We start from the raw sequence: 12,092 nt of genomic DNA, 5'->3' as shown, positions 1-12,092 counted from the left end.
AGGCTTAGGTCTGTCGATTGCCCTCGAAGAAGTTGGTCTGGCTAGGCGATCAGGCATGTCAAAACTATCTGGTCGCTATACCTGGTACTCGAAGCCTTAGGGGTGAGACTCCTGAATACGTATGCAAGTACCGCTGAAATTCCTGCATCAACGCTACTCTAGCGCAGCGTTTCGCGTGCCCGTCGCACGCGCGATTTCTGCCCGAAGGGGGGCGTTGCATGTCTCAGGCTCCATGGTGGCGCGGTGCCGTCATCTATCAGATCTATCCGCGTAGTTTTCTCGACGCCAACGGCGACGGTATCGGCGATTTGCCGGGCATCGTGCGCAAGCTGGACTACATCGCGGCGTTGGGCGTGGATGCGATCTGGATCTCGCCGTTCTTCAAGTCGCCGATGGCCGATTTCGGCTACGACATCGCCGACTATCGTGAGGTCGATCCGCTGTTCGGTACCATGGCCGACTTCGATGCCCTGCTGGCCAAGGCGCATGCGCTGGGCCTGAAGGTGATGATCGACCAGGTGCTCAGTCACACCTCGGTGGAGCACGACTGGTTCAAGGAAAGCCGGCAGAGCCGCGACAATCCTAAGGCGGATTGGTACGTGTGGGCCGATGCGCGTGAGGACGGGGCGCCGCCCAACAACTGGCTGTCGATCTTCGGTGGCGTGGCGTGGCAGTGGGAACCGCGCCGCGGGCAGTACTATCTGCACAATTTCCTTGCCTCGCAGCCGGATCTGAACTTCCACAATCCGCAGGTGCAGCAGGCGACGCTGGACAACGTGGAGTTCTGGCTGGCGCGCGGTGTCGACGGCTTTCGCCTGGACGCGATCAATTTCTGCTTCCACGATCCGCAACTGCGCGACAACCCGCCCAAACCGCCGGAAAAGCGCGTCGGCCGCGGTTTCAGCCCGGATAATCCGTACGCCTTCCAGTACCACTACTACAACAACACGCAGGCGGAGAACCTGCCGTTCCTGCAGAAGCTGCGCAGCCTGCTCGACCGCTATCCGGGGACGGTAAGCCTGGGCGAGATCTCGTCGGAGGATTCGCTGGCGACCACGGCCGAATACACCCGCGCCGGGCACCTGCACATGGGCTACAGCTTCGAATTGCTGACCGACGATTTCAGCGCGGCCTACATCCGCGAGACGGTCTCGCGCCTGGAAGCGGCGATGACCGAAGGCTGGCCGTGCTGGGCGATTTCCAATCATGACGTGCAACGCGCGGTGACGCGTTGGGGGCAGGGTGCCGAGACGCCGGCCTTCGCGCGGCTGCTGATCGCGATGCTGTGTTCGCTGCGCGGCTCGGTCTGCGTCTACCAGGGCGAAGAGCTGGGCCTGGGCGAGGCAGAGGTGCCGTTCGAGGCGCTGCAGGATCCCTACGGCATCGCATTCTGGCCGAACTTCAAGGGCCGCGATGGGTGCCGGACGCCGCTGCCGTGGGATGCCAGCGAGCAAGCTGGGTTCAGCACGGGGACGCCTTGGCTGCCGATCGCGGCAGCGCATCGCGCGCAATCGGTGGCGGCGCAGGAGGCCGACCCGCAGTCGGTCCTGCATGCGATTCGCCAGTTCCTGGCCTGGCGCAAGCGCCATCCGGCCTTGCGTGAGGGCGACATTGTCTTCCACGAGACGGCCGAGCCCGTGCTGATGTTCCAGCGTCGCCACGCCGCGCAGCGCTTGCTGCTGGCGTTCAATCTGTCCGCCGAGGCCGCCGACGTGGCGCTGCCTGAGGGCAGCTGGCAGGCGCTGCAGGTGCCGGGCGTGGTCGCGGGTGCGGTCGAAGAGCGCTTGCGTTTGCCCGGCTATGCGATGGTGTGCCTGCAGGGCGCATGAGCGGGACCAAGTGATTCCTGCGACGGCAGCGTCGCATCCTGCTGTGTGGCTACGGCACTGCCGAGACGGTGTTTGTGAGAGACAGTCCGGCGTGCACTGCGTCGGATAGGCCGCATGCATGCCACCGACGTGGGCGCTTGTTGGACGACAAGGATCGCTCTGGAAGTTCAGTGTCCGTAGTAAGCATGTTGTGGTGACCACGCCACGCCGTCTTCGCGGTTTGGCGTGCCCGGTAATCAGGGCACGCGTCGTCGCCGACAATCACGCCGTCCTGGAACCAAGGCCAGCTCGGAGACTTGCCTTGCTGGCCCACACAACAGACTGCTGCGTCGCTGTCGCTCTTGCTGCCGGCTAGGCGACGCGGCCACGAATCCGCCGTCATCGCTGCGCTGGTGTCCATCGCGGCAATGTCACCATGTCTGCACGCCAGCCCTTGTGTTCTGAAACGCCGCTTTTCCAGCGACGCCACCTGGTCTCGATCTTGCGGCCTCCTGGCTGAGACCCATCTTTGAAGATGGTGCTGCTCACCTCGGTCAGCTGCCGCAGTATCGATTCGGCGCGGATGCATGGTCCGTGGCGCGGCCGGGCCGACCAGTTCGGAGTTCAGCAATGAATGTCCAGGCATGGCGCTTTCTGGCACGCAGAGGGCTTGGGCCATGCACTCCTGAAGTGCAGATCTTTTTCGGCGACGCGGCCATTCCGCGCACTCGCGGCTTTTTTGTCGGGAACTTCGCGGACGCGGCGAGATCTCCATCAGTTCCCGCACGATCGCTTGCTGTAGATCTTCTCGCAGGCGAAGGGGCTGGTGTGCGCCCTCCAGGCCGCTCGTCTTGATCCCGATCGGCAAACCAGATCGCCACCGCTGCTCGATCCTGATCTCATCGTTTTCTCGTCGGCCACCGCGGCATTTGACGCAACCGTCCGCGGCAACCGCCCCAACGAAAACGCCCGCCGGGTGCGCCGGCGGGCGTCGTCTGCAGCCTCTACGCGGGACTCAGAACTTGTAGTTCACGCCCAGCATGTAGGTGCGTCCCCATTCGACGTACTCCAGCGGGCGATCCTTGGTGCCGGCGTAGGTGCGGTAGGGCGAGTTGGTCAGGTTGCTCGCCTGCAGCAGCAGGCTCAGCCCGGCGAGGGTGCTGCCGTCGGCGAAGGTGTAGCTGACCTGCGCGTCGGTGACGTTCTCGCCGACGACGTAGCGCAGCGTGCGGTTGCCGTTGAAGTTGCCGATCTCGCCGATGAAATCCGAGCGCCGCCGCTGGCTGACGCGGGCCTCGAAGCCGTTGCGCTCGTAGTAGGCGGTGAAGTTGTACACGCGCTTGGACAGCCCGGGCAGGTCGATCGGCGCCGAGCCCACGCTGGAGGCGCTTTCGGGATCGACGATCTTGATGTCGCTGTCGTTGAACGTGGCACTGGCCTGGATGCCGAAGCCGCGCAGGCTGTCGGTGAACATGTCCAGCGGCAGCGAGGCGGTCAGCTCGAGTCCGCGCAGGGTGCCGCCCTTGCCGTTCTGCGGCGAGGAGAAGGTGCCGGTGGTCTGCACCGGCATGGTCATGTTGGGCGGCCGAACGTAGCTGGCGAGCAGGGCGGAGAAGTCGTAATCGTCGCGCGATTGCGTGTAGATGTAGCTCTTCAGGTCCTTGTAGAACACCGCGGCGGCCACGTAGGCCTTCTCGCCGAAGTACTTCTCGTACGACAGGTCCAGCGCGTTGGCGCGCCACGGGTCGAGCAGGGGATTGCCGCCGCTGCCGCCGGGCTTGCCGGTGGAGGTGTCCACGCCGAAGTCCAGGCCGGCGCGCATCTGGTCCACGCGCGGCCGCGCCACCTGCTTGGCTGCGGCGAAGCGCAGGGTCTGCTGGTGCGGGAACAGGAAGGCCAGGTTGAGGCTCGGCAGCCAGTCGTTGTAGGTCTTGCCGGCGTCGATCGGCAGCACGTTCTGGCCGGCCGGACGGGACTGGTCGAAGTAGCTGGACTGCGAGCTCTGGTCGGCGTGCTGCAATTGCACGCCGATGTTGCCGCGCACGCCGACCTCGCCGATGTCGGTGTTGATGTTGGCGCGGAGCCAGGCCGTGGTGATCTTCTCCTGCACCGTCCAGGACTTCGGAATCAGGTAGTCCAGATTGGTGACCGGGTTGAAGGTCATGTAGCGCGAGACCGCCGCCGGCACGTTCCAGGCCGGGATGGTGCCGATGCCGGCGAAGCCGAGGTTGACCGGGTCGTACTGCAGATCGCTGGCGATGCTGGTGTCGCCTTGCGCGCCGAGCAGGATGTTGCCTTCGGCCTGGGTCTTCTGCTTGCGGCGGTCGGCGTAGTTCACGCCCACGTCGATGTCCGAGAACCAGGTCAGCGCCTGCGGCGCGGGCAGCGTCGCCGCCAGGCGGCCGCCCTTCAGCCGGTCTTCGACCTCCGGCACCTTGCCGTAGCCGGAGCCGTAGATGGTGTTGGTCAGGAACAGGTTGTTCGGGTCGGAGTAGTCGCGGCCGGGTGTGATCTGCGAGAAGCCGTTTGGATGGACGGCGATACCGATCGAATCGAACTGCGGTCGCGGGATCAGCTGCAGGTTGTTTTCGAGGTTCAGTTCGTCGCGGGTGGCCTTGGAGTAGTTCAGGTCGGCCATTAGCCGGACGCTCCCCAGGTTGAACTCGTTGTTCCAGCCGAACGCGTCGATTTTGTCCTTGCGCTTGTTGTACATGCCACGGACAAGCGGATAGGCGTTGTTGATGGTGCCGCCGGTGAAGGTGCCATCGGCGTTGCGGCTGACATTGGTGAACACCGGGAGGATAGATGCCGGGTTGTTCGGATCCTCGCCATTGCCGCTGAGACTCAGCTCGAACTGATTGGCGGTATCGATCTGTTCGGCTTCGGTATGGAACGCATCGAAGGTGCTGGTCCAGGTGTTGGATGGCCGGAATTGCACGGTCGCCATCACGCCATCGCGCTTGTTGTTGCCGGTACGGCGCAATGCCTTGATGCCGTCCGAGAAGAAGGTGCCTTGCGGAACGCCGCGGCGCTCGCCCTTGTCGGTTTTCTCGGTCGTCCACGGCTCGTACAGGCCGACCTGGTTTTCCTGGATGGGCATGTCGCTGTGGGCATAGCCGATCGAGAAGCCCAGGGTGTTGTCCAGGAACTGGTCGATGTAGCTGGCGCTGAAGCGGTTGCCGAAGGCGTCGACGTTGGCGGCCTTGCCGAGCGAGCTCTTCTGCAGGCGGCCGCTGACGGCGATCACCCGGTCCGGGAAGCTCAGCGGACGCACGGTCTGCATGTCGATGGTGCCGGACAGGCCCTGGCCGACCAGGCCGGCATCGGGCGTCTTGTACACGGTCACGCCGTTGACCAGCTCCGACGGGTACTGATCGAACTCGACGCTGCGGTTGTCGCCGGTGCTGACCACTTCGCGGCCGTTGAGCAGGGTGGTGGCGAAGTCGGGCGACAGGCCGCGCACGCTGATCACCTGGGCGCGGCCGGCGACGCGCTGCGCGGCCAGGCCGGGCAGGCGCCCGAGCGATTCGGCGATGCTCACGTCCGGCAGCTTGCCGATGTCTTCGGCCGAGATCGCTTCGACGATGGACGTCGAATCCTGCTTGATCGCGATGGCGTTCTCGATGCCGCGGCGGATGCCGGTCACCTGCACCTTGTCCAGTTCGGTGACCGGATCGTTGGATGTGGTGGCGGTGGTATCGGACTGTGCAGCAGCCAGCATCGGCGTCATCGCGACGGCCAGCGCCAGCGTCAGCGCGTTGCGCTTGTGGTTCAACATTTTCCCCTCCCAGGCAATGTTGTCTTGCGAATGTCTGAACCGGCGAGGCGGCCGGATGTGCGTGTCGCGCAGCCGCAGGGCGGTGTCGCGATTGCGCTGTATGGTAGACACGCGGCTTCGTCGCGAACGTCCGCTGCATACGTATTCACTGGCCTGCATCGCATTGGAAGCGCTTTCAGGATCGCAATGTCGTGCGCGCGCCGCTACGCCGGTGCCGCGGCGAGCATGCGCGTGCTTCATGCAACTGACGTCGTGCTGCATGCACATTCGGGTGCTGCACTGAGAGTGATGCCAGGGAGTACGCCGGCATGCGGACGTCGGGCGAGCTTGCAGATGGCGCGACATGGTTTGGCGGACGCGCCGCGCCGCTGACCTGCCGCGCACGATGGCGCGGCGCCGCAGAGGCGAACGCCGTGATCCGGCATGGCGAGTGCATGCCTCCGCCGCAGTGCTGCCGGCGGTGCCGCGTGCCGCATGGTGGTGCGTCAGCGCGACGCCGCCGTGCCAGCGGAGGCCGGTGCCGGGTCCAGCGGGACGAAACGGATCGCCTGGCCGCCGCCGGGTGCCAGCTTCACCTGCAACTGATCGCGGCTGGTGACCATGCGCTGCTCGCGCACGAAGTCGAACGGATTGTGCTGGTAATCGGCGGCGTCGCCGTCGCGGTAGATCTCGGCGCGATAGCGTACGCCGGGTTCGAGGAAGCTCAGCGCGATCGGCAGCACGCGGCCGTGCTCGTCGGTGATGCTGCCGAGAAACCAGTCGCGGCTGTGGCGATCCTTGCGCACGATGGTCACGTAATCGCCGATCTCGCCGTCGAGCACGCGGCTGTCGTCCCAGTCCACCGCCAAGTCCTCGATGAAGCGGAAGGCGTCGCGGTGCTGCAGGTAGTGCTCGGGCAGGTCGGCCGCCATCTGGATCGGGCTGTACAGGGTCACGTACAGTGCGAGTTGCCGCGCCAGCGTACTCGGAATCGCGCGTCCGCCGCGGCCCGTCAGGCTGAGGATGCCGGGGGTGTAGTCCATCGGCCCGGCCAGCATCCGCGTGAACACCAGGTTCACTTCGTGCTCCGGCGGGTTCGGCGGCTCGCCCCAGGCGTTGTACTCCATGCCGCGCGCGCCTTCGCGCGAGAGCCAGTTCGGGTAGGTGCGACGCAGGCCGGTGTCCTTGATCGGCTCATGGGCGTTGACCGACAGGTGGCGCTTGGCGGCTTCCTCCACCACCTTGAGATGGTGGCGGGCCATGAACTGGCCGTCGTGCCATTCGCGCAACAGCGGGCCGCCGGCAGGATTGCGCCGGTCCACCTGGCCGTCGTCGCAGACGTAACCGGTCTTGAAGGTGTCCACGCCCAGCCGCGCGTACAGGTCCAGCGCCGCATCGAGCTGGTCTTCGTAGTGTTCCACCGCGCAGCCGGTCTCGTGGTGACCGATCAGGTGCACGCCCTTCTTCGCCGCGTAGGCGCTGAGCGCATCGATGTCGAAGTCCGCGGTGGCACGGGTGAAGTCGAAGTCGTCGCCGTTGCCGACCCAGTTGCCGTCCCAGCCGGGGTTCCAGCCTTCGACCAGCACGCCACGAAAGCCGTGCGCTGCGGCGAAGTCGATGTAGCGGCGGGTGTTGGCGGTGGTGGCGGCATGCCTGGGGCCGCGCGCCCAGGTGTCCTGGTTCAGGTGCATCGACCACCACACGCCGATGTACTTGGCCGGGTGCACCCAGCTCACGTCGCCCAGCGCGTTGGGTTCGTTGAGGTTGAGGATCAGGTTGGAATCGACCAGACCGCCGGCCGTGTCGCTGATCTGCAGCGTGCGCCACGGTGTGTCGAAGGGCAGGGACCGGCGCACCTTCCAGCCTTCCGCCGAAGGCGACAGTTGCGCATGCAGGCGCTGGCCTTCGCCGCGGCGCAGCCACATCCCTGCGTAGTCGACCAGGGCCGCCTCGTGGATGGCCAGGTGCAGGCCGTCCTGGCTGCGCAGGGTGAACGGCGTGTGCGCCAGTGGCACCTCGCGCAGCGGCGTGCGTCGGTACAGGTATTCGTAGTGGATGGGTGCGCCGGCGGGAATCCACCAAGCTGTGGCGTCGGGGACGATGTCGAACTCGGTGAGTTCCTCGTCGATGATCGCTTCCTGCATGCCGGCCTGCTGCGGAAAGCTATAGCGGAAGCCGAGCCCGTCGTCGTAGACCCGGAACACCACCGCGAAGCGGCGCTGGCGGCCGCCACGCTCGCCCAGGTCCACGCGCAGTTCGTTGTAGTGGTTGCGCACGTAGCGGCGCTCGCCCCACGGCTGTTCCCAGGTCTCGTCGACGCTCCGGCTGTGCTGGTCCAGCACCTCCAGGTCGCGATCCAGCGCGCCGTCGCGCAACTGGAAGCCCAGCCGCGATTCGCCGATCACCGCCTCGCCCAGCCGCTGCACGCGATAGCTGGGGCGGCCTTCGTCCAGTTGCAGGGAGACGCGCAGGATCCTGCCCGGCGAGTCCACGCTGGCCACCGTCTGCGGCGCGGCGTGCAGGCATGGCGCAACGCACCACAACACGCTCGCCAGCAACGACGGCAGACGCAGGCGCGACAGGACCTCAAACAGCGGCATCTCCCCTCCCAGGGCGACCGTGGCATCGCAACGACTATAGCGAGGCGGTTCCTGGCCGCCGGAGGCCCGTACGATGAATACGTATGCAACTGCACGCGCCGCGGTGCCGCCCGTCTACCATGTCCGCAGCGCCCCGCGATGCGGAGGCGGCGACCGCAGCGCCGGCATGCCGGCCTGCGCTTCCACCATGCAGGCAAAGAGGGAGGGAGGTCGATCGGTGCGAGCCGGTCTGCCGCTTCGATGCTGAAGATGATTTGCTTGGCCGCCACCTTGGGTGCTGCGGCGTCGGCGTCTGCTGGACAGGCGTCATTGCAATGGCGTGGCCAGACCGCGCAGGCCGAGGCCACGGCCGACGGCGGTTTTGTGCTGCACGCGGCCCAAGGCACACGCACGGTGCCGGCGCAGCCGTTGCGCAGCGAGACCGATAGCCCGTTGTTCGACGCGCTGTTCGCGCTGGCGCAACAGGAACTGCACGACGATCAGGTGCAGGCGATCCGCGATCCGGCGTTCGATCACGGCAAGCCGTTGCCGTGCGATTGCTACCAGACCGGCGAGCGCTGGCCCTACGTGTGGACCCGCGACGTCAGCTATGCCGCCGACCTGGCCCTGGCGCGGCTGGATCCGGAGCGCACGCGCCGCTCGCTGCGCTTCAAGCTGTCGCCGATGCGCGGCACCGACGCGCTGCCGGGGCTGTTCGTGGCGCAGGACACCGGCTCCGGCGGCAGCTGGCCGGTGAGCAGCGACCGGGTGGTGTGGTTCCTGGCCGCGCGGCACCTGCTGGACGATCCGGGCTTCGCCGCCGATACCCGCGCCGCGCTCACTGCCACGCTGGCGCAGGATCGCGCGTTCGCGTTCGACCCGCGCATCGGCCTGTACCGCGGCGAGACCTCGTTCCTGGACTGGCGCGAGCAGACCTATCCGGCCTGGACGCGCGAGGATGTCGGCTTCATCGCCAGTTCCTTCGCGCTGTCCACCAACGTGCTGCATTACCAGGCGCTGCGCCTGGGCGAGCGCCTGGCCCGGGAGCAGGGCGACACGCAGGCGGCCGCGCGCTATGCCGACTGGGCCGATGCACTGCGCCAGGCGATCGCGCAGCGTTTCTGGCGCGAGGACCGCGGCACTTACGTCGGCTACATCGGCACAGCCGAGCATCCGGTGCGCTACGAACGCTACGACCTGCTGGGCCTGTCGCTGGCGGTGCTGGCCGACGTGCTGCCGGCCGCGCGCGCGCGCCAGGCGCTGGCCCGCTATCCGGCGGTGGAGGCGGGCAGCCCGGTGGTGTGGCCGCAGCAGCGCGACGTGCCCATCTACCACAACCGGGCCATCTGGCCGTTCGTCAGCGCCTATGCGCTGCGCGCGGCGCGGCAGACCGACGACAGCGCGCGCATCGACCTGGAAGTGCGCTCATTGCTGCGCGGCGCCGCGCTGGCCGGCTCGAACATGGAGAACTACGAGTTTCTGAGCCAGGCCGCACATGTGGACGACGGCCCGCTCAGCGGCCCGGTGGTCAATTCACCGCGGCAGTTGTGGTCGGTGGCCGGCTATCTGGCGATGGTGATGGAAGGCGTGTTCGGCGTGGAGGACGACGGCCGCGTGCTGCCCAAGCTGCCGACCAGCCTGGTGCCCATGCTGTTCGGCGAGCGCCAGGAGATTGCGTTGCAGCTGAAGGACCGCCGGATCGTGCTGCGCCGGCCGATGCAGCTGCAGGGCGACCTGCTGGTCGCCGGCAAGACCCACAGCCAGAACGGCGTCATCACCATCGACTTGGTGGCACGCCACAGCGGAAGTGCGCCCTTGCAGATGCTGACGGCAGAAGACGCCTTCGCACCGCTGGCGCCGCCGGCACCGCAGGTGCGACGCGAGACCGGGGGCTGGCGGGTGCAGGCGGCTGCGGACACGGTGTTGTACGTCGATGGGCAGGCACGCACGGGCAGCGCCGACGGCGCGCTGCTGCCGCTGGCCGAGCGCGTGCAATGCCTGAGTCTCACCCGGAAGGGTGCGCGTTGGGAGTCGTTGCACAGCCCCACTGTCTGCGTCGGCAACGTCGCCCGCGTGGAGGGCGCCGACGATTGGAGCTGGACCGCGCCGCACGATGGCGCCTATCGACTGAGCGTGCGCTACGTCAATGCGCATGGGCCGATCAACACCGGTGTCACCGCCGCGGTCAAACGCCTGCAGGTGCAATGCGGCGACGCGCCAGCGCAATCGCAGCCGCTGGTGATGCCGCACAGCGTCGGCGAGCAGACCTCGACGGCGGCGCTGTTCGTGCTGCAGGCCGGGCAGCGCTGCCACGCCCGGCTGCTGCCGGCGGCAAACATGAGCGCACTGCAGCACTTCGCGCGCTACACCGGTGGCCAGGGCGGCGCCGATGGCGTGGTCAATACCGCCGATGTCGCCGCGCTGCTGATCGCGCCGGCCGGCCCGATCGAGGAGCATCCATGAGCGCCTTGCCACGTACCAAGCCGGCGCTGTCGTTCTGGCAGATCTGGAACATGTGCTTCGGCTTCCTCGGCATTCAGTTCGGCTTCGCGCTGCAGAACGCCAACGCCAGTCGCATCTTCCAGACCCTGGGCGCGGACATGGAGCAGGTGCCGGGATTGTGGATCGCCGCACCGTTGACCGGCCTGATCGTGCAGCCCATCGTCGGCTACCTGTCCGACCGCACCTGGAACCGCTTCGGCCGGCGTCGCCCGTACTTCATGGTCGGCGCGCTGTTCACCACGTTGGCCCTGCTGGTGATGCCGAACTCGCCGACGCTATGGGTGGCGGCCGGCACGCTGTGGGTGCTGGACGCCTCGATCAACATCTCGATGGAGCCGTTCCGCGCCTTCGTCGGCGACCAGTTGCCGACACGCCAGCGCGCCACTGGCTACGCCATGCAGAGTTTCTTCATCGGTGTCGGCGCGGTGGTGGCGAGCATGCTGCCGTGGCTGCTGGCGCACTGGGGCGTCAGCAACACCGCCGGCTCAGGGGAGGTGCCGGCGACGGTGCGCTACGCGTTCTATTTCGGCGGCGCCGTGCTGTTCCTGTCCATCGGCTGGACCGTACTGCGCACCCGCGAGTATCCGCCCGAAGACCTGCACGGCTTCGACGACGTCACGCAGGCCGCCACGGCGGCGCAACCGCGCCGTGTCGATGGCGCCGCTGCGCTGTGGTGTGCGGTGGGCATTGCCGGCGCGGTAGCCATCGCCTGGTGCCGCGGCGACCGCATGCTGTACGTGCTGGCCGGCCTGTGCATCGCTTACGGCGTGCTGCAGGGCGTGGCGCCGCGCCTGCGTCGCGGACACATGCTGGCGGCGATCGTCTGCGATCTGCAGACCATGCCGCGGGCGATGCGACGGCTGGCCGGGGTGCAGTTCTTCTCCTGGTTCGCGTTGTTCGCGATGTGGATCAACACCACCGCCGCGGTCACCCAGACCCACTACGGCACCCAGGACGTCACCTCGGCCGCCTACAACGAGGGCGCCAACTGGGTCGGTGTGCTGTTCGCCGCCTACAACGGCTTCGCCGCACTGGCCGCGATCGCCATTCCGCTGCTGGTGCGCGCCTGCGGGCTGCGCGTGAGCCATCTGCTCAACCTGTGCCTGGGCGCGGCCGGCCTGCTGTCGTTCCTGTGGATCCGGGATCCGCAGTGGCTGCTGCTGTCGATGGTCGGGGTGGGCTTCGCCTGGGCCTCGATCCTGTCGCTGCCCTACGCGCTGCTGTCGGACAGCGTGCCGGCGGCGAAGATGGGCGTGTACATGGGCATCTTCAATTTCTTCATCGTGATCCCGCAGTTGGTCGCGGTCAGCGTGCTGGGCTTCGTGCTCACGCACTGGCTCGGCGGCCGGCCGCTGTACGCGCTGGCGATCGGCGGCGGCAGCCTGCTGGTGGCGGCGCTGTGCGTGCTGTGGGTGCCGTCGGATTCGGGAGCGAACGCATGATCGA

General features: G+C 67.1%; 5 protein-coding genes. 3 read left to right on the top strand and 2 right to left on the bottom strand.

Annotation, left to right across the window (positions count from 1 at the left end; translation table 11 throughout):
- Nucleotides 1-218: 218 nt before the first annotated feature.
- Nucleotides 219-1,829: an alpha-amylase family glycosyl hydrolase gene (locus D588_RS0111790; RefSeq protein ID WP_017916120.1), complete on the top strand. Its 1,611-nt coding sequence runs from the start codon at nt 219-221 to the stop codon at nt 1,827-1,829.
- A gap of 994 nt (nt 1,830-2,823) precedes the next feature.
- Here the strand turns inward: D588_RS0111790 and D588_RS0111785 are convergent.
- Nucleotides 2,824-5,586: a TonB-dependent receptor gene (locus D588_RS0111785; protein WP_017916119.1), complete on the bottom strand. Its 2,763-nt coding sequence runs from the start codon at nt 5,584-5,586 to the stop codon at nt 2,824-2,826.
- Between the two features lie 485 nt (nt 5,587-6,071).
- On the bottom strand, nt 6,072-8,165 hold the full coding sequence (locus tag D588_RS0111780; RefSeq protein ID WP_017916118.1) for a glycoside hydrolase family 97 protein: 2,094 nt from the start codon (nt 8,163-8,165) through the stop codon (nt 6,072-6,074).
- Nucleotides 8,166-8,405: 240 nt separating this feature from the next.
- On the opposite strand from D588_RS0111780, the gene D588_RS0111775 reads away from it, so the two are divergent.
- Together D588_RS0111775 and D588_RS0111770 are read left to right on the top strand one after the other, a co-directional pair.
- Nucleotides 8,406-10,607, top strand: a complete 2,202-nt coding sequence (locus D588_RS0111775) for a Six-hairpin glycosidase-like protein (protein ID WP_026143625.1) — start codon at nt 8,406-8,408, stop codon at nt 10,605-10,607.
- The gene (locus tag D588_RS0111770) at nt 10,604-12,088 is read left to right on the top strand and encodes an MFS transporter (RefSeq protein WP_017916116.1); all 1,485 of its coding nucleotides are present in this window, start codon (nt 10,604-10,606) and stop codon (nt 12,086-12,088) included. Before D588_RS0111775 ends, D588_RS0111770 begins: the two co-directional genes overlap by 4 nt.
- The last annotated feature ends 4 nt before the right edge of the window (nt 12,089-12,092 follow it).

This window comes from Xanthomonas sp. SHU 308 (assembly GCF_000364645.1).
GTDB lineage: Bacteria > Pseudomonadota > Gammaproteobacteria > Xanthomonadales > Xanthomonadaceae > Xanthomonas_A > Xanthomonas_A sontii.
Note: the sequence above shows the minus strand (reverse complement) of the source record. Positions and strands in the feature narration are given on the sequence as shown.

What these genes read in the sequence shown, in the direction of transcription:
- D588_RS0111780 (WP_017916118.1), bottom strand. Translation starts at nt 8,165, where the DNA reads ATGCCGCTGTTTGAGGTCCTGTCGCGCCTGCGTCTGCCGTCGTTGCTG.
- D588_RS0111790 (WP_017916120.1), top strand. Translation starts at nt 219, where the DNA reads ATGTCTCAGGCTCCATGGTGGCGCGGTGCCGTCATCTATCAGATCTAT.
- D588_RS0111770 (WP_017916116.1), top strand. Translation starts at nt 10,604, where the DNA reads ATGAGCGCCTTGCCACGTACCAAGCCGGCGCTGTCGTTCTGGCAGATC.
- D588_RS0111785 (WP_017916119.1), bottom strand. Translation starts at nt 5,586, where the DNA reads ATGTTGAACCACAAGCGCAACGCGCTGACGCTGGCGCTGGCCGTCGCG.
- D588_RS0111775 (WP_026143625.1), top strand. Translation starts at nt 8,406, where the DNA reads ATGCTGAAGATGATTTGCTTGGCCGCCACCTTGGGTGCTGCGGCGTCG.